The 25,387-nt window shown below is 73.7% G+C and carries 24 protein-coding genes; 18 read left to right on the top strand and 6 right to left on the bottom strand.

Features of this window, described 5'->3' with window-relative positions:
- Window positions 1–86 precede the first annotated feature (86 nt).
- The 9 genes from ACNKF0_RS20490 (at window position 87) to ACNKF0_RS20450 (ending at window position 10,326) form a co-directional block, all read left to right on the top strand.
- Entirely contained in the window at window positions 87–1,304 is a 1,218-nt protein-coding gene (locus ACNKF0_RS20490; RefSeq protein ID WP_416954635.1) for an allantoate amidohydrolase, read from the top strand.
- Between the two features lie 61 nt (window positions 1,305–1,365).
- The gene (locus tag ACNKF0_RS20485; protein ID WP_416954634.1) at window positions 1,366–2,682 is read left to right on the top strand and encodes a formimidoylglutamate deiminase; all 1,317 of its coding nucleotides are present in this window, start codon (window positions 1,366–1,368) and stop codon (window positions 2,680–2,682) included.
- Window positions 2,679–3,869, top strand: coding sequence for an imidazolonepropionase (gene hutI / locus ACNKF0_RS20480; RefSeq protein WP_416954633.1), 1,191 nt, complete (start codon window positions 2,679–2,681; stop codon window positions 3,867–3,869). The genes ACNKF0_RS20485 and hutI overlap by 4 nt, the downstream gene beginning before the upstream one ends.
- 345 nt (window positions 3,870–4,214) lie before the next feature.
- Entirely contained in the window at window positions 4,215–5,951 is a 1,737-nt protein-coding gene (locus tag ACNKF0_RS20475) for an ATP-binding protein (protein WP_416954632.1), read from the top strand.
- Between the two features lie 95 nt (window positions 5,952–6,046).
- Complete coding sequence (locus ACNKF0_RS20470; protein WP_416954631.1) at window positions 6,047–7,132, top strand: helix-turn-helix domain-containing protein; 1,086 nt, start codon at window positions 6,047–6,049, stop codon at window positions 7,130–7,132.
- Window positions 7,133–7,189: 57 nt separating this feature from the next.
- Window positions 7,190–7,960 (top strand): sucrase ferredoxin, encoded by a 771-nt coding sequence (locus tag ACNKF0_RS20465; RefSeq protein WP_416954630.1) that lies wholly within the window; start codon window positions 7,190–7,192, stop codon window positions 7,958–7,960.
- Between the two features lie 97 nt (window positions 7,961–8,057).
- Window positions 8,058–8,324 (top strand): hypothetical protein, encoded by a 267-nt coding sequence (locus ACNKF0_RS20460; protein WP_416954629.1) that lies wholly within the window; start codon window positions 8,058–8,060, stop codon window positions 8,322–8,324.
- A gap of 101 nt (window positions 8,325–8,425) precedes the next feature.
- Window positions 8,426–9,442, top strand: a complete 1,017-nt coding sequence (locus ACNKF0_RS20455; protein WP_416954628.1) for a JmjC domain-containing protein — start codon at window positions 8,426–8,428, stop codon at window positions 9,440–9,442.
- Window positions 9,439–10,326 carry a sucrase ferredoxin gene (locus tag ACNKF0_RS20450; RefSeq protein ID WP_416954627.1) on the top strand — a complete coding sequence of 296 codons (888 nt, stop codon included), beginning with the start codon at window positions 9,439–9,441 and terminating at the stop codon, window positions 10,324–10,326. The genes ACNKF0_RS20455 and ACNKF0_RS20450 overlap by 4 nt, the downstream gene beginning before the upstream one ends.
- Window positions 10,327–10,673: 347 nt before the next feature.
- On the opposite strand, the gene ACNKF0_RS20445 is transcribed toward ACNKF0_RS20450, so the two are convergent.
- The 3 genes from ACNKF0_RS20445 to ACNKF0_RS20435 form a co-directional block, all read right to left on the bottom strand.
- The gene (locus tag ACNKF0_RS20445; protein ID WP_416954626.1) at window positions 10,674–11,681 is read right to left on the bottom strand and encodes a hypothetical protein; all 1,008 of its coding nucleotides are present in this window, start codon (window positions 11,679–11,681) and stop codon (window positions 10,674–10,676) included.
- Window positions 11,678–11,977: a hypothetical protein gene (locus ACNKF0_RS20440; RefSeq protein WP_416954625.1), complete on the bottom strand. Its 300-nt coding sequence runs from the start codon at window positions 11,975–11,977 to the stop codon at window positions 11,678–11,680. Before ACNKF0_RS20440 ends, ACNKF0_RS20445 begins: the two co-directional genes overlap by 4 nt.
- Window positions 11,978–12,097: 120 nt before the next feature.
- Window positions 12,098–12,886, bottom strand: a complete 789-nt coding sequence (locus ACNKF0_RS20435) for a hypothetical protein (RefSeq protein ID WP_416954624.1) — start codon at window positions 12,884–12,886, stop codon at window positions 12,098–12,100.
- Between the two features lie 126 nt (window positions 12,887–13,012).
- Between ACNKF0_RS20435 and ACNKF0_RS20430 the strand changes: the two genes are divergently transcribed.
- Entirely contained in the window at window positions 13,013–13,543 is a 531-nt protein-coding gene (locus ACNKF0_RS20430; protein ID WP_416954623.1) for a hypothetical protein, read from the top strand.
- Here the strand turns inward: ACNKF0_RS20430 and ACNKF0_RS20425 are convergent.
- The gene (locus ACNKF0_RS20425; RefSeq protein ID WP_416954622.1) at window positions 13,530–14,741 is read right to left on the bottom strand and encodes an MFS transporter; all 1,212 of its coding nucleotides are present in this window, start codon (window positions 14,739–14,741) and stop codon (window positions 13,530–13,532) included. The genes ACNKF0_RS20430 and ACNKF0_RS20425 overlap by 14 nt on opposite strands.
- A gap of 68 nt (window positions 14,742–14,809) precedes the next feature.
- Here ACNKF0_RS20425 and ACNKF0_RS20420 point away from each other — a divergent pair, with 68 nt between their 5' ends.
- The gene (locus ACNKF0_RS20420; protein ID WP_416954621.1) at window positions 14,810–16,762 is read left to right on the top strand and encodes a M3 family metallopeptidase; all 1,953 of its coding nucleotides are present in this window, start codon (window positions 14,810–14,812) and stop codon (window positions 16,760–16,762) included.
- Window positions 16,763–16,796: 34 nt separating this feature from the next.
- Here the strand turns inward: ACNKF0_RS20420 and ACNKF0_RS20415 are convergent, their stop codons facing one another.
- A complete protein-coding gene (locus tag ACNKF0_RS20415) occupies window positions 16,797–17,507 on the bottom strand; it encodes an SGNH/GDSL hydrolase family protein (RefSeq protein ID WP_416954620.1) in 711 nt (236 codons plus the stop codon).
- A gap of 246 nt (window positions 17,508–17,753) precedes the next feature.
- Here ACNKF0_RS20415 and ACNKF0_RS20410 point away from each other — a divergent pair, with 246 nt between their 5' ends.
- Window positions 17,754–18,554, top strand: coding sequence for a GNAT family N-acetyltransferase (locus ACNKF0_RS20410; protein WP_416954619.1), 801 nt, complete (start codon window positions 17,754–17,756; stop codon window positions 18,552–18,554).
- 127 nt (window positions 18,555–18,681) lie between these two features.
- Here ACNKF0_RS20410 and ACNKF0_RS20405 read toward each other — a convergent pair whose 3' ends face one another.
- Window positions 18,682–18,972 (bottom strand): Dabb family protein, encoded by a 291-nt coding sequence (locus ACNKF0_RS20405; RefSeq protein ID WP_299931331.1) that lies wholly within the window; start codon window positions 18,970–18,972, stop codon window positions 18,682–18,684.
- A 199-nt stretch (window positions 18,973–19,171) separates the two neighbouring features.
- On the opposite strand from ACNKF0_RS20405, the gene dnaK reads away from it, so the two are divergent.
- The 6 genes from dnaK to ACNKF0_RS20375 all read left to right on the top strand — a co-directional run bounded on the left by dnaK (window position 19,172) and on the right by ACNKF0_RS20375 (window position 25,377).
- Window positions 19,172–21,052 (top strand): molecular chaperone DnaK, encoded by a 1,881-nt coding sequence (gene dnaK / locus ACNKF0_RS20400; protein ID WP_416954618.1) that lies wholly within the window; start codon window positions 19,172–19,174, stop codon window positions 21,050–21,052.
- Window positions 21,049–21,729, top strand: a complete 681-nt coding sequence (gene grpE / locus ACNKF0_RS20395; RefSeq protein ID WP_416954617.1) for a nucleotide exchange factor GrpE — start codon at window positions 21,049–21,051, stop codon at window positions 21,727–21,729. Before dnaK ends, grpE begins: the two co-directional genes overlap by 4 nt.
- A 44-nt stretch (window positions 21,730–21,773) precedes the next feature.
- Window positions 21,774–22,964 (top strand): molecular chaperone DnaJ, encoded by a 1,191-nt coding sequence (dnaJ, locus tag ACNKF0_RS20390; RefSeq protein WP_416954616.1) that lies wholly within the window; start codon window positions 21,774–21,776, stop codon window positions 22,962–22,964.
- Window positions 22,961–23,374, top strand: a complete 414-nt coding sequence (locus ACNKF0_RS20385; RefSeq protein ID WP_416954615.1) for a heat shock protein transcriptional repressor HspR — start codon at window positions 22,961–22,963, stop codon at window positions 23,372–23,374. Before dnaJ ends, ACNKF0_RS20385 begins: the two co-directional genes overlap by 4 nt.
- Before the next feature lies 1 nt (window position 23,375).
- On the top strand, window positions 23,376–23,840 hold the full coding sequence (locus tag ACNKF0_RS20380; protein WP_416954614.1) for an SRPBCC domain-containing protein: 465 nt from the start codon (window positions 23,376–23,378) through the stop codon (window positions 23,838–23,840).
- A 226-nt stretch (window positions 23,841–24,066) separates the two neighbouring features.
- The gene (locus ACNKF0_RS20375; RefSeq protein WP_416954613.1) at window positions 24,067–25,377 is read left to right on the top strand and encodes a reverse transcriptase family protein; all 1,311 of its coding nucleotides are present in this window, start codon (window positions 24,067–24,069) and stop codon (window positions 25,375–25,377) included.
- Window positions 25,378–25,387 lie beyond the last annotated feature (10 nt).

Here is a 25,387-nt window from a genome sequence, read left to right as displayed (position 1 = left end):
GGGCCCCATCATGGTGGTCTCGGATCCGAGACGACTCGCCACGCGTGCTCGTTGACCCCGCCCGACGATCCCGGTGGACTGCTGGCATGGCCCCGACGAGCGACTTCGAGCAGATGTGGCGCGACCTCGCGCCGGTCGGGCGCTCGGCGTCCTCGGGCGGCTACTTCCGCCAGCCCTGGACCACCGCCGAGGCCGAGCTGCGGACGTGGTTCGCGGAGGAGTGCGCGGCGCGCGGGCTGGTCGTCGAGACCGACGGCGTCGGCAACCAGGTCGCCTGGTGGGAGCCCGCCGGCGCCACGGGCGAGCGGGGTGTCCTCACCGGCTCGCACCTCGACTCCGTCCTGGACGGCGGGGCGTACGACGGACCGCTGGGCGTGGCGTCCGCGCTCGCCGCCGTCGACACCCTGCGGGCCCGGGGCTTCGAGCCCGACCGTCCTCTGGGCATCGGCGTCTTCGTGGAGGAGGAGGGGTCGCGGTTCGGGCGCGCGTGCCTGGGGTCGCGGCTGGTCACCGGCGCCACGACGTGGGAGCAGGCGCGCGAGCTGCGCGACCGCGACGGGGTGTTCTTCGCCGACGCCGTCGCCGGGGCCGGTCTCGACCCGTCGGCGGGGCTGCTGTCGCTGGACCGGGTCGGCACCTTCGTCGAGCTGCACGTCGAGCAGGGGCGCGACCTCGTCGACCGCGACGTCGCCGTCGGCCTGGCCAGCGAGATCTGGCCGCACGGACGGTGGCGCTTCGACTTCGCCGGTGAGGCCAACCACGCCGGCTCGACGCGGATGGAGGACCGCCACGACCCGATGCTCACCTATGCGATGACGGCGCTGGCCGCCAACAAGCAGGCCCGCCTGGCCGGGCAGCGGGCCACCTTCGGCCGCATCGCCGTCGAGCCCAACGGCACCAACGCCGTGCCCTCGCTGGTCACCGCCTGGCTCGACGCGCGGGCCTCGTCCGGCGACGCTCTCGCCGCCCTCGTCGACGCGGTCGAGCGGCAGGCGCACGACCGTGCGGACCGCGACGGGACGTCGCTCGAGGTCACCGCGGAGTCGGTCTCCGGCTCGGTCGTCTTCGACCCCGCCCTGGCCGCGCGGCTCGCCGGTCTCGGCGACTGGCCGGTCATCCCGACCCAGGCGGGCCACGACGCCGGCATCCTGTCCGACGCCGGCATCCCCACGGCCATGGTCTTCGTCCGCAACCCCACCGGCGTCTCCCACTCGCCCGACGAGCATGCCGAGACCGCCGACTGCCTGGCCGGCGTCGACGCGCTCGCCGACGTGCTGGCCGAGCTGTCCGGAGCGCCCGCATGAGCACCCCACGGCGTTCTTGTCCCCCGCTTCGCTCCTCCCAACAACGCCGCAGGGACCCCGCGTGACGGCGTACCTCCTCGAGCACGCCTGGGTCGGGGACCGCTTTCTCGACGACGTGCTGGTCGAGGTCGAGGACGGCCGCTTCACCTCCGTGACGCCCGACTCCGACCCGCCGCGCGCCATCCCGGTCCGCGGCCTGGTCGTCCCCGGCCTCGCCAACACCCACAGCCACGCCTTCCACCGCGCGCTGCGCGGCCGCACCCAGCGCGAGCGCGGCACTTTCTGGACGTGGCGCGAGCAGATGTACGCCGTCGCCGCGCGGCTCGACCCGGACACCTACCTCGCCCTCGCCCGGGCGACCTACCGCGAGATGGCGGCGGCCGGGATCACGTGCGTCGGGGAGTTCCACTACCTCCACCACCGCCCCGACGGAACGCCCTACGCCGACCCCAACGAGATGGGCGAGGTGCTGGTCGAGGCGGCGCGTCAGGCCGGTATCCGGGTCACGCTGCTCGACACGGTCTACCTCTCCGCCGGCTTCGGGGTGCCACCCGAGGGTGCGCAGGTCCGCTACAGCGACGGCAGCGTCGAGGCATGGGCCGACCGCGTGGACGCGCTGGCGCCCGCGCCGCACGCCGTCACCGGGATGGCGGTCCACTCCGTGCGCGCCGTCCCTGCCGACGACCTGGCAGCCGTCGCCGACCGCCTCGCCGACCGCCCGTTCCACGTCCACCTCTCCGAGCAGGTCGCCGAGAACACCGCCTGCCTCGAGGCGTACGGCGTCACGCCGACGCGGCTGCTCGCCGACCACGGCCTCCTCGGGCCGAGGTCGTCGCTGGTGCACGCCACCCACCTGAGCGACGACGACATCGCGCTGGTCGGCGGGGCCCGCGCGCATGCGTCCTTCTGCCCGACCACCGAGCGCGACCTCGGCGACGGCATCGGGCCCAGCAGGCGGCTGCACGACGCCGGCGCCCGGCTCACCCTCGGGTCCGACAGCCACGCGGTGATCGACCTCTTCGAGGAGATGCGCGCCGTCGAGCTCGACGAGCGGCTGGCCACCCAGCAGCGCGGCCACTGGACCGCCGCCGAGCTCCTGACCGCCGCCACCACCGACGGGCACGCGTCGCTCGGCTGGGACGACGCGGGTGCCATCGCCGTCGGGCAGCGCGCCGACCTCGTGGTCGTCGACCCGGCCAGCCCCCGCACCGCCGGCGCCGGCCGTGACGAGGGCGCGGTCGTCTTCGCCGCGACCGCCGAGGACGTGCAGCGGGTGATGGTCGACGGCCACTGGGTCGTCGAGGAGGGCCAGCGCTACGACATCGGGCTCGAGCTGGAATCGGCGATCGGCCGCACCTGGGGGGAGGAACGCCGATGAGCAACCAGCTCTCGACCGTGATCACCGGCATCGGCGAGCTCGCCACCAACGACCCGGAGCGGGCCGAGCAGGGCGGCCTGCTCGGCCTCGTCCACGACGCCGCCGTCGTGGTCGAGGGGAGCCGCGTCGCCTGGGTCGGCCCGGCCGCGGAGGCGCCCGACGCCGACGTGCAGGTCGACGCCGGCGGGCGCGCGGTCGTCCCCGGTTTCGTCGACTCGCACAGCCACCTCGTCTTCGCGGGCGACCGATCCGCGGAGTTCGAGGCGCGGATGACCGGCCAGCCCTACACGGCCGGTGGCATCCGCACCACGGTCGCGAGGACCCGTGCCGCCACCGATGAGCAGCTCACGTCGCACGTCGCCCGGCTCGTCGCCGAGATGCGGGCCCAGGGCACCACCTCCATCGAGATCAAGAGCGGTTACGGACTGTCGGTCCACGACGAGGCCCGCAGCCTCGCGGTGGCCCGCCAGTTCACCGAGGACACCACCTTCCTCGGCGCCCACGTCGTCCCCGCGGAGACCACCCCCGAGGACTACGTCGACCTCGTCACCGGCCCCATGCTCGCGGCCGCGGCGCCGCACGCCCGGTGGATCGACGTGTTCTGCGAGGACGGCGCCTTCGACGTCGACCAGGCACGCACCATCCTGGCGGCGGGGTCCGACAGCGGCCTGCGCGGCCGCCTCCACGCCAACCAGCTGACGTACGGCGGGGGTGTGCAGCTGGCGTGCGAGCTCGGTCTCGTCGCCGTCGACCACTGCACCTACCTCTCCGACGCCGACGTGTCCGCGCTCGCGGCGAGCGGCACGATCGCCACGCTGCTGCCGGGGGTGGAGTTCTCCACCCGCCAGCCCTACCCCGACGCGCGCGGCCTGCTCGACGCCGGCGTACGGGTCGCGCTCGCCAGCGACTGCAACCCGGGCTCGTGCTTCACCTCCTCGATGGCGCTGTGCATCGCGCTGGCGGTCCGCGAGATGCGGATGAGTCCTACCGAGGCCCTGCACGCCGCGACCGCCATGGGCGCAGCCGCCCTCGAGCGGGACGACGTCGGCGTGATCGCCCCCGGCAAGGTGGCCGACCTCGTCCTGCTCGAGGCTCCCTCCTACGTCCACCTCGCCTACCGCCCGGGCGTCCCGCTCGTTGCCGGGGTCTGGCAGGCCGGCCGCCCCGTCGTCGGCCCCTGGGGGTAGTCCAGTGGACCCCGGCCGGCCCCGCTACCTCAGACCCCTGTCGTACGCCGTCGGGCACCGCGTCTGAGGTAGCCGGCCACCCGGGGATAGGGCACGCGCCCGATGTCGGGGCCTACCTCACGGTCGCACGCTCTTCCCATGGCCCGCACCGGGCCGAGGAGAAGAGGAGACCGACATGTACACCACCGACAGCTTCCTGGGCGCCGAGGTCAGCTACCGACAGGACAGGATCCGGAAGGACTACGGGCACCGCCGCTGGACCCGGGTCCGCACCGACGACACCCAGAAGTGACCCGTACCGCGATCGACCCGACAGTGTCGGACCGACAGGACACAATGTCGTCCGTGCCGGCCCTGCGGACCACCGATCTCATCGGACGCGATGCCGAGCTGGAGCACCTCACCGCCCAGCTCGGCATTCGCACGTCCGAGCCTGCTGCCGCCCGCGCGGTGCTGGTCGGCGGTGACGCGGGCGTGGGCAAGACCCGCCTGCTGATGGCCCTGTGCGACACCGCGCTGGAGGCCGACTGGCAGGTGGTCGCCGGCCACTGCCTCGACCTCGCCGACAGCTCGCTGCCCTACCTCCCCTTCTCCGAGATCCTCGGCCGCCTGATGGCCGACCACCCCGACGTCACGGGCCGCGTCCTCGAGGTGCACCCCACCCTCGCCCGTCTCCAGCCGGGCCGTCGGATCCGCAGCAGCGAGACCGCGTCCGGCGACCAGGCCCTCGACCGCGGCAACGTCTACGACGCGTTCGGCCACCTCCTCGCCGCCGTCGCCGAGCAGGCCCCGGTCCTCGTCGTGGTGGAGGACGCCCACTGGGCCGACGAGTCGACCCGCGACATGCTGAGCTTCCTCTTCTCCCGACCGGTCCCCGGCGTCGCGCTCGTGGTGTCCTACCGCTCCGACGACCTCCACCGCCGCCACCCGCTGCGCCGCCAGGTCGCGGAGTGGATGCGCCTGCGCGGGGTCGACCGGCTCCAGGTCGAGCCGCTCGCCGCCGACGACGTACGCCGCCTGGTCCGCGCGCTCCACCCCTCCACGCTGTCCGAGGCGGAGTACGTCTCCATCGTCGACCGCGCCGAGGGCAACCCGTTCTTCATCGAGGAGCTCGTCGGCGCCGCGTGGTCCGGCCAGGTCCCCGGCGAGCTCGCCGACGTGCTGCTCGTCCACCTCGACCGCCTCGACGAGACGACCCGCCGTGTCGTGCGGCTGGTCTCGGTCGCGGGCCGCCAGGTCGGCCACGGCCTGCTGGCCGCCGTGTCCGACCTCGGCTCCGCCGAGCTCGAGGGCGCGCTGCGCACGGCCGTCGACGCCCACGTCCTGGTCGCCTCGCGCGGTGGCACCTACGCCTTCCGCCACGCGCTGCTGGGCGAGGCGGTCTACGACGACCTGCTGCCAGGGGAGCGGATGCGGCTGCACGCCGCCTTCGTCGCCGCGCTGGGAGAGGGACGCGCCGTCGGTACGGCGGCCGAGCTCGCGCAGCACGCCCGACGGGCCGACGACCGCCCGGTCGCCGTCCGCGCGTCCATCGAGGCGGGCGAGGAGGCACTGGCCGTGGGTGGTCCAGCAGAGGCCGCCACCCACTTCCTCGACGCGCTCGAGCTGGTCGACACCACCCGCGAGCCGCTGCCCGACATCGACGCCTTCGCCCTGGCCCGTCGGTGCGCGGAGGCGCTGGTCGCCTCCGGTCGGGTGCCCAAGGCGGTCAAGGTGCTCCGGGCGCGCCTGGCCGCCCTGCCGGCCGAGGGTGCGGCCGTCGACCGCGGCCAGCTGCTCACGGCGCTCGCGTCCGCCCTCCTGCTCACCGACACCACCGACTCGCCGCGCGAGATCGCGGCGGAGGCCGTCGAGCTGCTCCGCGGCGGCCCGCCCAAGCTGCTGGCCCGGGCGCTGCTGGTGCACGCCCAGAGCCTGGGTGGGTGGCACGCCGACGAGGCACGGAGCGTGGCGCTCCAGGCGCTCGAGCTGGCCGAGCGCAACGACCTCACCAGCCTGGCCGTCGAGCCTGCACGCCACCGTCGCCGGGCTCGACCCGGCCGGCGGCGCGAGCCCGAGCGCCGGCTGGCGGGCTGCGGCTGAGCGGGCCCGCCGGGCCGGGCTCATCGAGCCCGAGCCTCCGCGCGCTCTACCTGCTCGGTCGGCACCACCACGACGAGGGCGACCTCGACACGGCCGTGGCGGTCTACCGCGAGGTGATCGCGCGCAGCGAGGTCGGCGGGCTGACCTGGTCGCCCTACCCCGCCGAGGCCCGGTTGCTGCTGGCGGTCGCGCTCACCCACCAGGGCCGGCTCGACGAGGCGTGGCACCTCCTCGACGTCAGCGGGCAGAACCCGCCCATGGTCTTCGAGTGGCTCTACTTCGCCCACCAGATGTTCATCACGATCGGCATCCGGGGCGAGCCCAAGCAGGCGGCCCTCGAGCGCCTCCGCGACTACTGGGGCACCGACGGCCTGACCGCCATCTCCTCCGGCGGCGCGGAGATCTTGCGCGCGGCCGCCGCCGGTGACGCGGCCCTGGCGCTGTCGGTCTACGACGACCTGGTCGCGGTGGTCGTGCCGCTGTGGCACGAGTGGTTCCAGGCGCGGCTGCGCCTCGCGACCCTCACGCTCGCCGCGTTCGCCGCAGCGGCTGCGCACCAGTCGGCCGACGAGCGCGGGTCGGCGGCCCGCGACGTCGAGCGGCTGGTCTCCGACGGCGGCCGGGTCATCGACTTCTACGCGCCCTACGACGGCAGCCACGGCCCCGAGTACCGCATGTGGGTGGCCCGTCGCACCGCCGAGCACCTCCGCTGGCGCTGGCTCGCGCAGGTCGACCCGCCCTCGGCCGAGGAGCTCGTCTCGGCCTGGCGCGCCGCCGAGGAGGCCGCCGTCGCCTACGCCAGCGTCCCGGAGGTCGCCCAGACCCGCGTCCGGCTCGCTGGCGTGCTGCGCGCGGTCGGCGACACAGCAGGCGCCAGGACCGTCGCCGACCAGGCGCGCGAGGCGGCGCGGGAGCTCGGTGCGCGGCCGATGCTCGACGAGCTCACCGCCCAGGGCTCCGCGCCCATGCCCGCCACCTCCGCCCACCCGGCGACGCTCACCCCACGCGAGGCGGAGATCCTCGCCCTGGTCGCGGAGGGCCGCTCCAACGGCGAGATCGGCAAGCAGCTCTTCATCAGCACCAAGACCGTGTCGGTCCACGTCTCCAACATCCTGGCCAAGCTGGAGGCCTCCTCACGCACCGAGGCGGCCGCGGTCGCGCGCCGGCGAGGACTGCTCTGACAGCGCCGGCACTCCTGCCGACCGTCGGGCTGTGACCCGTCGGCCACACTTCTCGCCATGCCTGACTTCCGGTGCTCCATCGCCAGCCTCGTCGACGACGAGCCGATGGGCGGCACGGCCCCGACCGATCCCGAGCTCCTGCTGGTGGAGAGCCCCGGACCGTGGGGACGTGACGCGATCAGCGACAACCGCCTGCCCGAGGCGGTCCGCGACCACCTCGGATCGATGAACCTGAAGGTCCTCCTGCTTCGCCGACCCGACGGCAGCGGCGGCCCCGGCACCCACGTGTTCCACGCCCGCGCCACCGCGACGGGCTACGACGTCCGCGCCACGGTGCTCGACCGACCCGAGGAGCTCCTCGACCTCGACCTCGCCGCCCTGCCGTCGTACGACGACCCGCTCTGGCTGGTGTGCACCAACGGCAAGCGCGACCGCTGCTGCGCCGAGATCGGCCGTCCGATCGCCGGGCGGCTCGCGCAGACGTGGCCTGACGGGACCTGGGAGACCACCCACCTCGGCGGGCACCGGTTCTCCGGCACCCTCCTGGCCCTGCCCACCGGGATCACCCTGGGCCGGCTCGACCCCGACACCGCCGTCGAGGCCTGCACGGCGCTCACGCGGGGGGAGGTCCCGGTGCCGTGGACCCGCGGCCGCGCGGGCCGGCCCGCGGAGCAGCAGGCCCACGAGCTGCACGTCCTGGCGGGCGGGGACCCCGCCGACGAGGTCGTCGCGGTCCCCGGCCCGGGACGGCGGCAGTCGTGCGGTGACGACAAGGTCAAGGGGACCACCCGTTTCGAGGTCCGCGCGACGCGACCCGTCGAGGGCTGACCCCGTCCCCAGGGGTGTGGGACGGTGGAGCTCGCGAGCACCAGACTCGACGCAGATCCGGGGCGGACCGTCCGTCGCGGCGCGAGTAGGAGGATCCATGACGACGACTCCTGACAACCCCCTCGGCGACGACGAGATGACCACCGAGGGCGTCGACCCGACCGGGGTCGCGGCCGGACCCACCACGGACGCCGACGGCACCGATGCCGACGCGACGGACGGCGACTCGACCGATGCGACCGATGGCGACTCCACCGACGCCGACGCCGACGGCACCGATGCCGACGCGACGGACGGCGACTCGACCGACGCGACCGACGGTGACTCCACCGACGCCGACGGCACCGACGGGTCTTCGCTCTGAGCGCTCTCGACCGCCTCACCGGTGACGCCCAGACCTTCCTCGACAAGGTCTGGGCGTCGTCGGTCCACGTCCACCGCACCGACCCGTCGTACGGCGCCGGGGTGCTGTCGCTGGCCGACGTCGACCACCTGCTCACCGAGACCGCGATCCGCGCCCCGGCGGTCCGCGTGGCCCGCAACGGCTCCGTGCTGCCCGAGTCCTCCTTCACCCGCGGCGGCAGCCTCGCCGGCAAGCCGCTCACCGGGCTGGTCGACCCGGTCCGGTTGATGCGCCTGCACGACGAGGGGGCCACGATCGTGCTGCAGGGGCTGCAGCGCTACTTCTCGCCCGTCGGTGACCTCGTCGCCGAGCTCGAGCTCGAGCTCGGTCACCCCTGCCAGGCCAACGCCTACCTCACGCCGCCGGGCGCCCAGGGGTTCGCGGTCCACTCCGACTCCCACGACGTGTTCGTGATGCAGACCCACGGCACGAAGATGTGGGAGGTGCACGGCGAGGGCGGTCCGGGCGACCTGCTGCTGGAGCCCGGCGTCGTGGCCTACCTGCCGACCGGCACTCCCCACGCCGCCCGCGCCCAGGAGTCGGTGTCGCTGCACCTCACCATCGGCATCAACCAGCTGACGTGGCGCAGCCTGGTCACGCGCGAGGTCGGCCGCCTGCTCGCCGACGTGCCCGACGATCACGTGCCCGCGGGCTACCTCGACGACCCGAGCCGGCTCACCGACGGCCTCGCCGACCACCTCGCCGCGGTCGCCGACGCCGTACGACGCCTCGACCCCGCCGCGCTCGCCGCGAGCCAGGCCGAGGGCTTCGTCAGCGGACGTCCGCCGCGGCTGGCGGGCACCCTCCTCGACCGCGACGCCCTGGCCGGCGGGCTCGACCCCCACACGCGACTGCGGCGCCGCCGCGGGCACCCGTGCGTGCTCGTCGACGACGGTGACGCAGTCCGGGTGATGGTCGGCGACCGCGTCCTGCGGGTGCCCGCGCGGGTCCGCCCGGCGCTGGAGCACGTCGCCGCGCACGCCGAGCTCGCGCCGGGCGACCTCCCGGTGGACGAGCAGAGCGCGCTGGTCCTGTGCCGACGGTTGGTGCGGGAGGGCCTGCTCGAGGTCGTCCGGTGACCGCCTTCCGCTGCGCGGCGGCCAGCCGGGCTCGTGGCGACGAGCTGGCCGGCACCGCCTCGACCGTGCGCAGCTTCCTGCTGCTGGAGCACCCCGGGCCGTGGGGGGTGGACGCGCTGCGCGACGCCCGGCTGCCCGACGGCCTCGGTGCCCACCTGCAGGAGCAGGCGCGCCGGCACCGGGTCCGGGTGCTGCTCGTCCGCAGCCCAGGCCGCCGCGCCGGCGCCGGGCCGACCCGCGTCGTCGCCGCCCGGGCGGCCGGGCCGGCCTCGTGGGCCGAGGGCGCCGACCTCGACCGGATCGAGGACGTGCGCGACGTCGACCTGGCGGCCCTCGGCGCAGGCCGGTCCGTCGGTCTCGAGCCGCAGGGTGACCCGGTCCTCGCCGTCTGCACCCACGGGCGTCACGACGCCTGCTGCGCCGAGCTCGGGCGTCCGGTCGCCCTCGCCCTGGCGGACGGGCCGCAGGCCGCCGCCGTGTGGGAGACCTCCCACGTCGGTGGCGACCGCTTCGCCGGCAACCTCCTGGTGCTGCCGCGCGGGCTCTACTACGGCGGGCTCGACCCGGACTCCGCCCACGAGGTCGCCGCCGCGACGGCCAGGGGTGAGGTGCTCCTCGACCACCTCCGTGGCCGCTCCGACCTGCCGATGCCGGCCCAGGCCGCGGACATCGACGTACGCCGTCGGACTGGCCTCACCGGGCTCGACGAGGTGCTGGTCGTGTCGTCACGCTCGGCCGGCGACGTCACCACCGTCACCCTCGAAGCGGCGGGCGAGCCACTGGAGGTACGGGTGCGGCGGGTGCTCGGCCCCGGGCAGGTCCTCACCTGTCGCGCCGGCCGGGAGAACCCGGTCACGAGCTACGAGGTCGAGCCGGTCACCTGAAGACTCACCGTCCGAGCGGTGCGTGACGCAGGTTTCGGGCGCCGGAAAGATGTCCAGCTCACCGCTGCCCGTGACCTACCCGTCCGAGCGGTGCGTGAGGCAGGTTTCGGGCGCCGGAAAGATGTCCAGCTCACCGCTGCCCGTGACCTACCCGTCCGAGCGGTGCGTGAGGCAGGTTTCGGGCGCCGGAAAGATGTCCAGCTCACCGCTGCCCGTGACCTATCCGTCCGAGCGGTGCGTGAGGCAGGTTTCGCGCGCCGGAAAGATGTCCAGCTCACCGCTGTCCGGCGCGCGCGTCGTCCGGCGCCGGGTCGAGGTGCGGACGGTCGGCTGAGCCGGACCCCGCCTCAGCCCAGGCGGTCGCAAAGGTCGGTCGGACGGTCGGGCTGCAGGTCGGCGCGCTCGACGACCAGTCGGGGGCGTCCCGCCTCGGCGTCCTGCAGGTCGCGGGCGGCGCGGTCGGCCTGCGCCTGCTCGCGCCCGGCGACGGCGTCGGCCTCGCGCAGGTCGAGCCTGGCGTCGGTGAGCTCGCGGTGCAGCGTCTGCACCTTGCCGGCCTGGGCCGCGATCTCCTCGGGCGGGGCCTCGGCGAGCACGAGCTCCTCGAGCCGGCCGAGCGCGGTCTGTTCGCGGCGCCTGAGCGCGTCGACGGTGCCGCGGGCTGACTCGGCGGCGTCACCTGCCTGCACGGCCTCGAGCGCCTCCTCGGCGGCCTCGCGCCTGAGCTCGCCGAAGCTCACCTGGTGGGCACGGGCCGGGACGAGCCCGGCGCGGTCCTGGTCGGGGTGGACGCCGGCGTGCTCGGCGAGCGCCTTGACGAGCTCGCGGGTCGCGGCCCGGCGGGCGTCACGCAGCTCGATCTTGGTCTCGAAGCACGCCTGGTAGGCCTTCCAGTCGGCCTCCCACGCGTCGGCCTGCTTCTCGGTGGCGTCACCGGGCAGCGTCTCGACGGGCGGCCAGATGCGGTTGTCGCGGACCTCGAGGCCCCGGCTCACGGCCAGGTCGCGCAGCTGCTCGAGGCCCTCGCGGTGACGTCGCAGGACCTCGGAGTAGGCGTTGATCGCCCGGCCGAGGCCGCGGAGACCGTCGCGGACGGTCGCCGACTCCACGTGGCGGCGGCCGGCCCGGTCGCGCAGCGTGTCGGCGGCCTCGCCGGCGAACACGTCCTCCGACAGCGTCGCGGTGCGCTCGAAGGCGTCGACGGCGAGCTCGACCTTGGCAGCGAGCCGCCGCACGGAGTCGCCGTAGGAGTCGACCTTGCCCGGCTCGAGCCAGTGGTAGTGGCAGCCGATCGGGTCGCCGAACCGGAGCCTGTCCTGCTGGGTCTCGATCCGGTCGACGGCGACCCGCGTCATGGCGCCACCCGGTCGAGCTGCGCGGCGACCGTCGCGGCCGCGCCGACCATGGAGTCGAGCTCCTCGAAGTCGATGATCGAGTCGTCGATGGCGCTGGCAAGGGTGCGGCACCTCTTCGCGACCTGCTCGGCGTCGTCCACCAGGCTGCGGACCCCCTCGACCAGCAGGTCGCGCCAGGGGAAGTCGTCGGCTGGGTGCTCGATGTCGCCGAGCGCGGACCGCAGGTCCTCGCGGGCGGAGTCGAGCTCCTCCTTGGCGCCCCGCAGCGCCCGCTGGTTGATCGCGATCGGCCTCATCCCGCTCTTCTGCCCCGATGGGCGGCGTCGAAACCAGAAGTCGTGGAACTGTGAACTACGCGGTCATCCGGTCTGGACCGGCACGCCCCGACGCACCGCCCCGACCCACCGCAGTCGGGCTCAGACGTGGCCGCTGAGCTGCGCCATCCGGAGCTCGAGCCGGCCGAGCAGGTCGTTGCACGCCTTCTCGGGCATCGGGGAGCGCTTGTCGCCACCGCGGGCGCACACGGGCAGCACGTCGATGGAGAGCTTGGCGCCACCGGCGAGCGCGCGCAGCTCGTCGAGCTTGTCGCCGAACGGCGTACCGCTGCCGGGGGAGTAGTAGTGCACCGCGGCGTCGACGTCGTCGGCGAAGAGGTCGGCCTTGGTGACCGCGACGACCAGCCACGTCGGCCGGTCGCGGCGTACCGCCATGCTCGCGATCCGGTGCGCCGTGATCGACCAGTCCTCGAGCTCGGCGGCCAGCTGCTCCTCGCGGGTGGCGAGCGCCGTCCCGGTGGTGCCGCCCGTGCGGCGGGGGGTGGCGTGGCCCCAGGCCACGACGTGCAGCACCCCGTCGACGGGCTCGTCGTGGAAGACCTCGTCGAGCGCGCCGAGCCGGGTGGCGGCGTTCTCGCCCGGGACGACGCGGAAGCGGTAGCCGCGCAGCCGTGCGTTGCGACGCGTACGGCGCTCCATGACCGCCGAGCCCACGTCGGGTCCGGCCGCCGACTCCGCGCTGGCCCGCTTCGAGAGCCGGTCGGCGAGGCGGGTCTTGCCGACGCCGGTCATGCCGGTGACGGCGACCGTCGGGTAGCGGTGCCGCAGCAGGCGGGAGGCGCGTTCGGGGGCCTGGGAGAGCGCGGCGAGCGCGCCGCCGGCGAGGGTCGTGCCGATGGCGGCCCTGCCGTGTCGCAACGGTGACTGCATGGCCCCTATCCTGTCCGACGAGGGGTGGCCGGCTCGCCGCCCGGGCGGGTCAGTTGGCCCGGCACCCGCTCGTCTTGGACAATGACGAGGTCACCGCATCCTCGCGAAAGGTCCCCCGACACCGACATGGACACCGAGAACCGCCCCGTCCTGACGGGGCTCGTCGCCCTGGTCGGCGTCGCCGTGGTCATCGGCCTGCTGGGCGGGCTGGCCGTCCTCGTCGGCGTCAAGGCCACCGGCATCGGCGAGAGCACGGGGGCCAGCGCGGACCCGAGCGCCTCTGCGACCTTCCGGCTGCCCAAGCCGAGCGAGACCAGCACCGAGACCACGCCCGAGGAGACGACGGAGCCGAGCGCGGGCGCCGAGCCCACCTCGGAGGCGCCGGCGACCGGCATCTCGCTGTCGGCCTCGCAGCAGTCGGTCAGCCCGATGCAGCAGATCGACCTGACCGGCACCTACCAGGCCGGAGAGGGCGCGATCCTGCAGGTGCAGCGGATGGAGAACGGCGCGTGGTCCGACTTCCCGGTGACCATGTCGGTCAGCGGCGGCACCTTCGCGACGTACGTCCAGACGAGCCGCACCGGCCCCAACGAGTTCCGGGTCGTGGACACCGACTCCGACGTCGTGTCCAACGAGGTGACGGTCACCGTCGGCTGAGCGCAGCCCGGTCCCGGTCCACCCGCCGGGTCCAGTAGCCCACCCAGCCGGCGCCGGCCAGGCCGAGCACGCCGACGGTCACGCACGCGACCGCCAGCGGGGCGACGGCGGCCACCGCGCTGACCAGGAGGGGTCCGCCGGTGTTGCCGATGTCGCCGCACAGCCGCCAGGCGCCGAGGAACTGCGACCTCCCCTCGACCGGTGCCGCATCCGCCCCGAGCGTCATCACGATGCCCGACCCGAGGCCGTTGCCGCACGCGATCAGCGCCATCACCAGGGCGACCGAGGCGGCGCTGGTGGCGAGCGGGAGGAGCAGGCAGGCCACCGCCATCGAGAGCACCACCGGCACGGCGACGACCATCCGGCCACGGGTGTCCATCAGCCAGCCACCGGGCCACATGAACGCCACGTCGATCGCCGCGGCGCCGGCGAAGATGAGCGACGTCGTCGACGCCGACAGCCCGACGTGGTCGGCCCACAGCGGCAGGAGGCTGAGCCGCAGCGAGCGGCTCGCCCCGAGGATGACCACGGCAGTGCCCAACGTGGCCAGCAGGCGGCGGTGGGCGGCGATCACCGTCCACACGCCCAGGTGCCCGCTGGCCCGTGCCGCCGCGCGCTTCTCCTCGCCCAGGTCGGGCATCGTGGCCGCGAGCAGGGAGGCGAGCACCGACATCGCCGCGCCCAGCCAGAAGACGCTCGTGAGGTCCGAGACCGCGATCAGCCCGGCCCCGATGAGCGGACCGACCAGCACCCCGACCCGGTAGGAGCCGCCCAGCAGCGACATCGCCCGCGCCCGGTGGGTCTCGGGGACCACGTCGATCATGAAGCCCTGCCGGGCGATGAGGAACAGCGTCCAGCACACCCCGCTGAGCAGCACCCCGGCCGCCAGTCCCAGGACCGAGTCGGTGAGCGCCGCGAACGCCATCGCGCACGCGTCCACCAGCCCAGCGCCGACGAGCGCGCGTCGCTCGCCGATCCGGGCGATGAGGGCACCGGACGGCAGGCTCGCGAGCAGCTGCCCGACGCCGAGCAGGGCGACGATCGCCGCGGCCACGCTGACGTCGGCGCCGAGGTCGCGGGCCCGCAGCGCCAGCACCGGCAGCATCGCGCCGTGGCCGATCGCGGAGACGATGGAGGGGCCGTACGCCACGAGCCAGATGTCGCGGAAGCGGAAGTCCGGCGTGGTCCCCGAGGTCACCGGCCCATCCTCGCAGCCGCGGTCCGGACCGGTGGAGCATGTCCCACCCCGCCCGTAGGCTCCACGACGTGGCTCCCGAACTCCGCACGACTGACGCCCGGCCCGCCCCCATCGACCTCCCCGGCGGCGGTGACTGGCTCGCCTGGGTGACGCAGCGTTGCCACGACCAGCTCGAGGAGGCGCAGCAGCAGGTCGGGCTGGTGAAGGCCGGTTCCTCCGACGCCCCCGTCGTCCTGGTCGCGTGGAACAAGGCCGAGACCGCCCTCGCCAACGCCGAGGCCGTCGCTCTGTGGGCCGAGGTGCACCCCGACGCCGCCGTGCGCGACCGTGCCGACGACCTCAGCCAGCAGGTCCAGAAGTACGTCACCGAGCTCGGCCTCGACCGCGACCTCTACGCCGTCCTCGACCGCTTGGCGACCTCCTCCGACCTCTCGGCCCTCGACGCCGACGGCCGCCGGGTCCTCGAGCACACGCTGCGCGACTTCCGCCGCGCCGGCGTCGACCGCGACGACGCCACCCGCGACCGCCTGCGCGAGCTCAGCGAGCAGGGCGTCAAGCTCTCCCAGGACTTCGGTCGCAACATCCGCGACGACGTGCGCTCGATCCGGGTCGCGCCCGAGCGGCTGGCCGGCCTCCCAGACGACTACCGCGACGCCCACGCGCCCGACGAGGACGGCCTCGTCACCATCACCACCGACTACCCCGACCTCGTCCCCTTCATCACCTTCGCCGTCGACGCCGAGGCCCGTCACGAGCTGGCGCTGGCACAGAACAACGTCGCGTGGCCCGCCAACGACCAGGTCCTCCAGGACCTCCTGGCGGTGCGCCGCGAGACCGCGTCGCTGCTCGGCCACGACTCCTGGCCCGACTACGACACCGAGGTCAAGATGATCGGCACCGGCCAGGCGGTCGCCGACTTCATCGACCGGGTGGGCGAGGCGGCCAAGGAGCGCGCCGCCGACGAGGTCGGCGTGCTCCTCGAGCGCAAGCGGGTCGACGACCCGACGGCCGACACCGTCGCCACCTACGACTCGCGCTACTACTCCGAGCTCGTCCGGCGCGAGCAGTACGACGTCGACGGACAGGTCGTGCGCACCTACTTCGGCTTCGAGCAGGTCCGCCAGGGCCTCCTCGACGTCACCGGCCGGCTCTTCGGGCTCGAGTGGACCCCCGTCCCGTACGACGACGCCGGCACCTGGCACCCCGAGGTCGCCAGCTACGACGTCGGCCTCGACGGCACCCGGATCGGGCGGATCCACCTCGACCTGCACCCGCGCGAGGGCAAGTTCAAGCACGCCGCCCAGTTCGACATGGTCAAGGGCATCGCCGGCGAGCAGCTCCCCGAGGGCGTCCTGGTGTGCAACTTCAACCGCGGCCTGATGGAGCACGACGAGGTCGTCACCCTCTTCCACGAGTTCGGCCACCTCATCCACCACGTCCTCGCCGGCCAGGGCCGGTGGGCCCGCTTCTCCGGCGTCGCCACCGAGTGGGACTTCGTCGAGGCGCCCAGCCAGATGCTCGAGGAGTGGGCGTGGGACGCCGACGTGCTGGCCACCTTCGCGCGCAACGAGGCCGGCGAGACCATCCCTGCCGACCTGGTCGCGGCGATGCGCCGGGCCGAGCAGTTCGGCAAGGGTCTCTACGCGGTGCAGCAGATGTCCTACGCCGCGCGGTCCTACTGGTTCCACGCCGGGGCGCACGACGACCTCACGTCCTACGGCGACGAGCTCCAGCGCCGCTACTCCGTCTTCCCGCCGCTCGAGGGCGCCCACATGCACTGCGCGTTCGGCCACCTCGACGGCTACTCGTCGGGCTACTACACCTACATGTGGTCGCTCGTCATCGCGAAGGACCTGTTCTCCGCGTTCGACCCCGACGACCTCTTCGCGGCCGACGTCGCGCTGGCCTATCGCGACAAGGTCCTCGCGATGGGCGGGCGCAAGGACGCCGCCGACCTGGTCGCCGACTTCCTGGGCCGGCCCTACTCCTTCGACAGCTGGGCTGCCTGGCTCGCCGAGTGAGTGAGGGCCGGTCCCTCGTGGTCGGCGCGCGCGGTCAGCGTCCCAGCAGGGCCGGTCGCGTCGGCGTCACGTCGGCGAGGCGCTCGGCCACGGCGTCACCGAACTCGCGGTGGCCGTCCTCGGTGAGGTGGAGGCGGTCGTCGAGGTAGTCGAGGTCGAGGTCGCTCGTGCGCACGTAGGGGACGCCGTAGCGGTTGGCGAGCACCGCGAGCCGGTCGTCGACGCGCGGCACCGCGCGGGCCCGGAGCGGCGCGCTCGCCGGCCCGACGATCACCACGTGCTGGCCGGCGAGGTCGGCCATCAGGTTGCGGAAGCCGCGGTCGATGGCCCGGACGGGCTGGTCGAAGTCGTTGAGCCCGCCCTCGACCACCACGAGCCGCGGGCTTACGCCGACCGCGGTCGGCGCGCGGTCGTGGAACGACACCCGGCCACAGCCGCTGGCGCCGGCGCTGAAGCCCGACCCGGAGAACCCGCGCACGTGCACCTCGCCGGGGAGCCGAGCGGCCCAGGAGCGGGACAGGTCGTCCTGGCCGAGCCCGACCGACCACGAGTCGCCGATCACCAGCACCCGCGGTCCCTCACCGGTCACGACCGCGGCGCGCTCGCGCGCGTCGAGGCGGTGCTGCTGGCAGCGGGTCGGGCCGGCGTCGGCGATGTCGGCGACGTAGAACGCCATCAGGGCAGCGATCAGCAGCGCGATGGTCGAGGCGCCGACGACCCGGCGCAGGTTCCCCCGATGGAGCACGTGGACAAGTGTGCGTCCTCCAGGCGGTTCCGCGCAGGCGAAAACCCCTGAGATTCCCCTGACTTCGGGACCTGGGTGTGTCTCTCGACTCTCGGCCGTCGCGAGCGTCGTCCTGCGGAGTGCGTCGCAAGGCGGAGGAGGGAGGCGATGCGCCAGCATCGACGACTGACGACAACGCAGCGAGGTGCCCGCAGGGCGGCGCGCAGCAGGCCATGGAGTCGAGAGACACACCCTAGGCTGCCGCCCATGACGACCGACGCCCTCCTGGCGGCCTACGACGAGCAGCTGCGCACCGACGCCGAGATGGCGCGGGCCCACGAGGTGGTGCGCGAGGGGCCGCTCCTGTGGGCGGTCTTCGACCACGGCGGGTTCGTCTCCTACCGCGACCTGGGCGGCGCCGAGGGCGAGGCGCTCGACGCGCTGGTCGAGCGGACCGTCGCGCACTTCCGCGACGACACGGACGTCGCGTCCTTCGAGTGGAAGTCGCGCGGGCACGACCTGCCCGCCGACCTCGGTGACCGGCTCGTCGCGCACGGGTTCGTCGCCGAGCCGCGCGAGACCGTGATGATCGGGGAGGCCTCCCGCCTCGCCGTCGACGTACCCCTCGCCGAGACGCCCGAGGGCCCGGTCGTCGTACGCCGTCTCGAGCCGGGTCCGACGGCCGTCGACGACCTCACGCGGATGCTCGACGCCCAGGAGTCGGTCTTCGGCACCGGGCGCGGACCCTCGGTGGCGTCCTCGTTGGCCGAGCTCGAGTCGGGCGGCTCGGAGTTCTGGGTCGCGGAGGTCGGGGACCGGGTGGTCTGCGGCGGTCGGCTCACCCCGGTCGAGGGCACGGAGTTCGCCGGGATCTGGGGCGGCTCCACGCTGCCGGACTACCGCGGCCGGGGCATCTACCGCGCGCTGGTCGCTGCCCGGGCCCGCTCCGCAGTGGCGCGCGGGATCCGGTTCATCCACTCCGACTGCACCGACATGTCCCGCCCGATCCTCGAGCGCTCCGGCCTGCAGGCCGTGACCACGACGACGCCGTACGTCTGGTCCCGCTGAGTCGCCGCCCGGTCTCGCAGAGTCCCCGCTCGAGCGGGGAGTCCGCCACTGGGAGGGGCGTACAACCCCCTCCAGGTGTCGGACTACCCCTCCAAGTCGCTCCCGGACGCCGGGCCGCCGGCCGGGATCAGAGCGGCGTGTAGTCGATCTCCAGGAAGTCGGCGACCTCCGGCACCCAGCGCTCGGCGACGAAGGCCGTGTGCACGGGGTGCTCGTTGTAGCCGTCGTACGCCGCCTGGTCGGCGAACTCCATCGAGAAGCCGAAGGCGAAGTCGTTCTTCGGGCTGGTCTGGCGCAGCTGCTCGTACGCCGTGACGCCGGGGATGTCGGCCAGCGCCCGGCCGGCGGCCAGGAAGTCGGCCTCCTCCGGGGAGCCAGGGGCGTGGTGGAGCCGGAACGCGACGGTGTGGCGGATCATGCGGCAAGGCTAGGCGGAGCCGGGTCACGGAAGATTTCTGTCCGGATCGGGAACACTGGCGGCGTACCTGCGTTGTAACCCATGAACAGACTTGAGCCGGATCGGCTCAACTGTTTTGCCTCCTCCGCCGAAGCGCGGCAGGATGGCAGCAGACTCACGTCATCCATACGCAGCAGATACGCAGCAGGAGGAACACACCATGGCTCGAGCGGTCGGCATCGACCTGGGCACGACGAACTCCGTCGTCGCCGTCCTTGAGGGTGGCGAGCCCACCGTCATCGCCAACGCCGAGGGCGCCCGGACCACCCCGTCCGTCGTCGCCTTCACCAAGTCCGGCGAGGTCCTCGTCGGCGAGGTCGCCAAGCGACAGGCGGTCACCAACGTCGACCGCACCATCCGGTCCGTCAAGCGCCACATGGGCGAGGACTGGAAGGTCGACATCGACGACAAGACCTTCACCCCCCAGCAGATCAGCGCCTTCGTGCTCCAGAAGCTCAAGCGCGACGCCGAGGCCTACCTCGGCGAGACGGTGACCGACGCGGTCATCACCGTCCCGGCCTACTTCTCCGACGCCCAGCGCCAGGCGACCAAGGAGGCCGGCGAGATCGCGGGCCTCAACGTCAGCCGCATCGTCAACGAGCCCACCGCGGCCGCGCTGGCGTACGGCCTCGACAAGGGCGAGGACCAGACGATCCTCGTCTTCGACCTCGGTGGCGGCACGTTCGACGTGTCCCTGCTCGAGATCGGCGAGGGCGTGGTCGAGGTCAAGGCGACCTCCGGTGACAACCACCTCGGTGGCGACGACTGGGACAACCGCGTCGTGGAGTGGATGGTCAAGAAGTTCAAGGACGCCAACGGCGTCGACCTGGCGGCCGACAAGATCGCCAAGCAGCGCCTGCAGGAGGCCGCGGAGAAGGCGAAGATCGAGCTCTCGTCCTCCAGTGAGACCACGGTCCACCTGCCCTACATCACCCACGGCGAGTCGGGCCCGCTGCACTTCGAGGAGAAGCTCACGCGCAGCGAGTTCCAGAAGCTCACCGCCGACCTGCTCGAGCGCACCAAGGCGCCGTTCCAGTCGGTGCTCAAGGACGGCGGCGTCGCCGTCGCCAACATCGACCACGTGGTCCTCGTCGGCGGCTCGACCCGCATGCCGGCCGTGACCGAGGTCGTGACCGAGCTCCTCGGCGGCAAGCAGCCCAACAAGGGCGTCAACCCCGACGAGGTCGTCGCCGTCGGCGCCGCGCTCCAGGCCGGTGTCCTCAAGGGCGAGGTCAAGGACGTGCTGCTCCTCGACGTCACCCCGCTCTCCCTCGGCATCGAGACCAAGGGCGGCGTGATGACCACGCTCATCGAGCGCAACACCACCATCCCCACCAAGCGGTCGGAGATCTTCACCACCGCCGACGACAACCAGCCGTCGGTGGAGATCAAGGTCGCCCAGGGTGAGCGCCAGATGTGGTCGCAGAACCAGCCGCTCGGCAACTTCGAGCTGACCGGCCTCCCGCCGGCCCCGCGCGGCGTGCCGAAGATCGAGGTCACCTTCGACATCGACGCCAACGGCATCGTGCACGTCTCGGCCAAGGACCAGGCGTCCGGGCGCGAGCAGTCGATGACCATCTCCGGTGGCTCGGCGCTCGGCAAGGACGAGATCGACCGCATGGTCAAGGAAGCCGAGCAGTACGCCGAGGAGGACGCCAAGCGTCGCGAGGCCGTCGAGGCCCGCAACCAGGGCGACCAGCTCGTCTACACGACCGAGAAGTTCCTCGCCGACAACGCCGACAAGCTCCCCGAGGACGTCAAGACCGAGGTCCAGGCCGACGTCGACGCGCTCAAGGAGACGCTGGCCAAGGAGGATGCGTCCCCCGAGGACATCACCGCCGGCATCACCAAGCTCGGCGAGTCCAGCCAGAAGATGGGTGCTGCGATGTACGCCGCCGCGGAGGCCGACCAGGCCGCTGCGGGCGGTGCCACCGGGGCGACCGGAGAGTCCGACGACGACGTCGTGGACGCCGAGATCGTCGACGAGCAGACCGACGGCTCGACCGACGGTGACGCGACCGCCGAGGGTGAGTCCAAGTGACCGATCGCCCCGTCGACCCCGCCGCGGGCGCCGAGGCGACCGACCTGCCGGAGGGGGAGCCCACCGTGGCTCCCCCTCCGGGGGGCTCCGGCTTCGGTGACGCCGCCGGCGAGATGGCCAACGAGACCGAGGTCGAGGAGCAGGTCGCCGGTGACGCCGTCGCCGGCGACGCGCCCGGCACCGCCGAGGAGCGCCCCGACCTGGGCTCCGGCGACACCGACGTCGACACCGAGGAGGACGAGCTCGCTGCCATGAAGGGTTCGCTGGCCGACCTGACCAACGACCTGCAGCGTCTCTCCGCCGAGTACGCCAACTACCGCAAGCGGGTCGACCGCGACCGGCAGCTGGTCGCGGAGACCGCGGCCTACAAGGCGCTCGCCCCGGTCGTCGAGGTGCTCGACACCATCGACCGGGCCAGGGAGCACGGCGAGCTCGACGGCGGCTTCAAGGCCGTCGCCGACCAGCTCGAGCGCGTGGTCGCGAGCGCCGGCCTGGTCCGCTTCGGCGAGCCGGGCGACGCGTTCGACCCGACGTTCCACGAGGCGCTGAGCCACCTCGGCACCGACCCCGAGGTCCAGGTGACGACGGTCAAGCACGTCGCCAAGGGCGGCTACCGCATGGGCGAGCGCGTCGTGCGCGCCGCCCAGGTGCTCGTGGTCGACCCGGCCGACGCCTGAGCACACCCGTTCGATGACCGAGCAGACGGAGAGGGGGTTCACCCATGGCTGAGACAGAAGGCTTCCGCAACGACTGGGCGACGAAGGACTTCTACCAGGTCCTCGGCGTCCAGAAGGACGCCAGCGCGGCCGACATCAAGAAGGCCTACCGCAAGCTGGCCCGGGCGAACCACCCCGACTCCAACCCCGGTGACGACGCCAAGCACGACAAGTTCAAGGCCGTCGCCGAGGCGTACGACGTCGTGGGCGACGAGGCGAAGCGCAAGAAGTACGACGAGTTCCGCTCGCTGCAGGCCCGGGGCGGCTTCGGCCCCGGGATGGGCGGCGGCGTCGGCGGTGCCGGCGGTGGCTTCGGCGGCGGGGGGTTCAACCTCGACGACCTGCTGCGCGACCGCGGCGCCGCCGGTGGCGGCCTCGGCGACATGTTCGGCGACCTGTTCGGCGGCGCCCCGCGAGGACGTACCCAGCAGCAGGCCCGACCGCGTCGCGGCGCCGACGTCGAGAGCACGGCGACCATCGGCTTCACCGACGCCCTCGACGGCGTGACGGTGTCGCTGCGGCTGACGTCCGACGCCGCGTGCCCGACCTGCCAGGGCACCGGCGGCAAGCCCGGCACCCGTCCGCACATCTGCCCCGAGTGCGAGGGCGCGGGCTTCATCGTGGCGGGCACCGGCGGAGCGTTCTCCATCAACGAGACGTGCCCGCGGTGTGGCGGTCGGCAGCTCGTGTACGACGAGGCCTGCCCGACCTGCCACGGCAGCGGCCGCGGCACCTCGGCGCGCACCATCCAGGCCCGGATCCCGGCCGGGGTGAAGGACGGCGCGAGGATCCGGCTGAAGGGCAAGGGCGCGCCCGGCGACAACGGCGGCCCGGCCGGCGACCTCTTCGTCAAGGTCAAGGTCACCCCGCACCGGGTGTTCGGTCGCAAGGACGACAACCTCACCATCGACGTGCCCGTCTCCTTCGACGAGGCGGCGCTCGGCGGCGAGGTGAAGATCCCGACGCTCGGCGGAGCGCCGGTGACCCTCAAGCTGCCGCCGGGCACCCCCAACGGCCGCACGTTCCGGGTGCGCGGCAAGGGCGCCACCAAGCGTGACGGCAGCAAGGGCGACCTGCTCGCCACGGTCGAGGTGCAGGTCCCGGCCCACCTCGACCCGACCGCCCGCGAGGCCCTGGAGGCCTACCGGGCGGCCACCGCCGGCAAGCCCCTCCGCGCAGGCCTCTTCGACGCATGAGCGGGATGTTCCGGCCACCGTCCCCGGACGCCGCGGTCTACGTCATCTCCGTCGCGGCGGAGCTGACCGGCCTGCACCCGCAGACGCTGCGTGCGTACGAGCGGATGGGGCTCATCCAGCCCGGCCGCACGGGCGGTGGTGGCCGTCGCTACTCCCACCGCGACATCGAGCGCCTGCGCGAGATCGCCGACCTCACCAGTGCCGGCATCGGCATCGAGGGGGTGCGGCGGATCATGGACCTCGAGCTGCAGGTCGACGCCCTTCGCGCCCGCAACGAGGAGCTGATGGCCGAGCTCGAGGCGCTGCGCGCCGGCCTGGCCGCCCGGGCCGCCGTCCAGCCGACCAACAAGCTGCCGGTGCTGCACCAGTCCGTCGGCCAGTCGCTCGTCGTCTGGCGCCGGAGGTCCTGACGTGCCGCGCATCGACCGCGCCGTCGCCGACGTCAGCGCGTCGCCGCAGGAGGTGTACGCCGCCTTCGTCGACGCCGACGCACTGGCCGCTTGGCTGCCTCCCTCCGGCATGACCGGCGAGCTCGCCGACGCCGACCTGCGCGTGGGCGGTGGGTTCACGATGACGCTGCGCTACGACGAGGTTCCCGACGGCGGCGGCAAGACCACCGAGCGCACCGACGTCTCCCGCGTCGCGATCGACGAGCTCGTCGAGCCCGAGCGCGTGGTGTGGGGCGTGGAGTTCGACTCCGACGACCCCGAGACGGCCGGTCGGATGACGATGACGTGGACCGTCACCGCCCGCGACGGTGGCACGCGGGTCGCCGTCGACGCGACCGACGTGCCGCCGGGGATCGACGCCGACGCGCACCAGCAGGGCCTCGACGCCTCGCTCGCCAACCTCGCGGCCTGGCTCGAGGAGTCGTAGGACCGGCGACTGTCCTGACGGGCGGCTACTGTGCCCGCGTGCGGCAGCGTGATCTCGAGACGACGGACCGGTGCGCGTCATCGGTCTGTCTCTCCGGGGCTACCCCGGGGACCACCGGTACGTCCGGGCACGGCACCGCGCGCGACTCGCTGCGCTCCGCTGCAGGTCATCGCGCGCACGACGGGACAGGTCGGGCCACGCTGCCGCACCCGACGCGCGGGGCCTAGTGCGCGACGACCTCGCGCGGGCGCTCGCGGCCGGCTTCCTCGGCGGCGACTGGAGCCGGCAGGGGCTCGTCGAGAGCGGTGCGGTCGTCCTGGGTCGCCGGCCTCCGTGGCTCTCGCCGCTCGCCCGGCAGGTGCTCGAGCTCTACCCGCGACCGCCGGCCGACCGGCCGCGGGAGCTCGCCACCAACCTGGCCTCCCGACCCGCCGCCGGGAAGGCTCGCGGCGCCCGACCCGTCGTCCGCCCCGTCGCCGAGACACGGATGGTCACCAACCGGTGGCGGCTCCCGGTGCTCGACGGTCTCGGCGACGTCGCCGACCTGCTGGGGGTCGGCCCCTCCGACCTCGACTGGTTCGCGGACCCGCGGCACCTGGCCCGCAGCGCCGCCGTCTCGGGTCTCCAGCACTACCGCGTCAGCCACCGCGTCGCCCCGAGCGGCGCGATCCGGGTCCTCGAGGCACCCAAGCCGCGGCTCAAGACCCTCCAGCGCCGCCTGCTGCGCGAGGTCACCGCGCTGGTCCCGCCGCACGATGCGGCCCGTGGCTTCCGGCCGGGCGGATCGGTCCGTTCCTACGCCGCACCGCACGCAGGCAGGCCCGTCGTGCTGCGCCTGGACCTCGAGGCGTTCTTCGCCAGCGTCACCGTGTCGCGGGTCCACGGCATCTGGCGCACCGCCGGCTACCCCGAACCCGTCGCGCACTGTCTCGCCGGGCTGGTCACGTGCGTGCTCCCGCTCGCACAGTGGCGCGCGGTCCCGGCCCCGGCCGACGACCGGCTCCTCGACGCCCACTGGCGGCTCGGTCGTCGGCTCGCCCGGCCGCACCTGCCGCAGGGCGCGCCGACGTCACCCGCGATGGCCAACCTCGCGGCACACGGTCTCGACGTCCGGCTCACCGCCCTGGCGCGGTCGTGGGGCGGGCGCTACACGAGGTACGCCGACGACCTGGCGTTCTCGGGCGACCGCGGCTGGGCCACCGGCACCTCCCGGCTGCTCGACACGGTCGAGGAGATCGTGCGCGACGAGGGTTTCCGGCTCAACCCGCGCAAGACCGGCGTGATGCCGCGCGCCGGCCGGCAGGTCCTCGGCGGACTCGTGGTGAACGAGCGCCCCAAGGTCGCGCGGCGCGAGGTCGACGTGCTCAAGGCGATCCTGCACAACTGCCACCGCTTCGGCCCGAGCACCCAGAACCGTGACGACGTGCCGGCGTTCGAGGATCACCTGCGCGGCCGGATCGCCTGGGTCGCGCAGCACGACCCGGTCCGCGGCGAGCGGCTGCAGGCCGTGCACGACGCGATCGACTGGAGCCGGTGACCGGCGCTGT

The organism is Nocardioides sp. T5 (assembly GCF_048161455.1).
In the GTDB taxonomy this organism is placed as follows: Bacteria; Actinomycetota; Actinomycetes; order Propionibacteriales; family Nocardioidaceae; genus Nocardioides.
The sequence above is the reverse complement of the archived record's forward strand: the minus strand, read 5'-3'. Positions and strand labels throughout refer to the sequence as shown.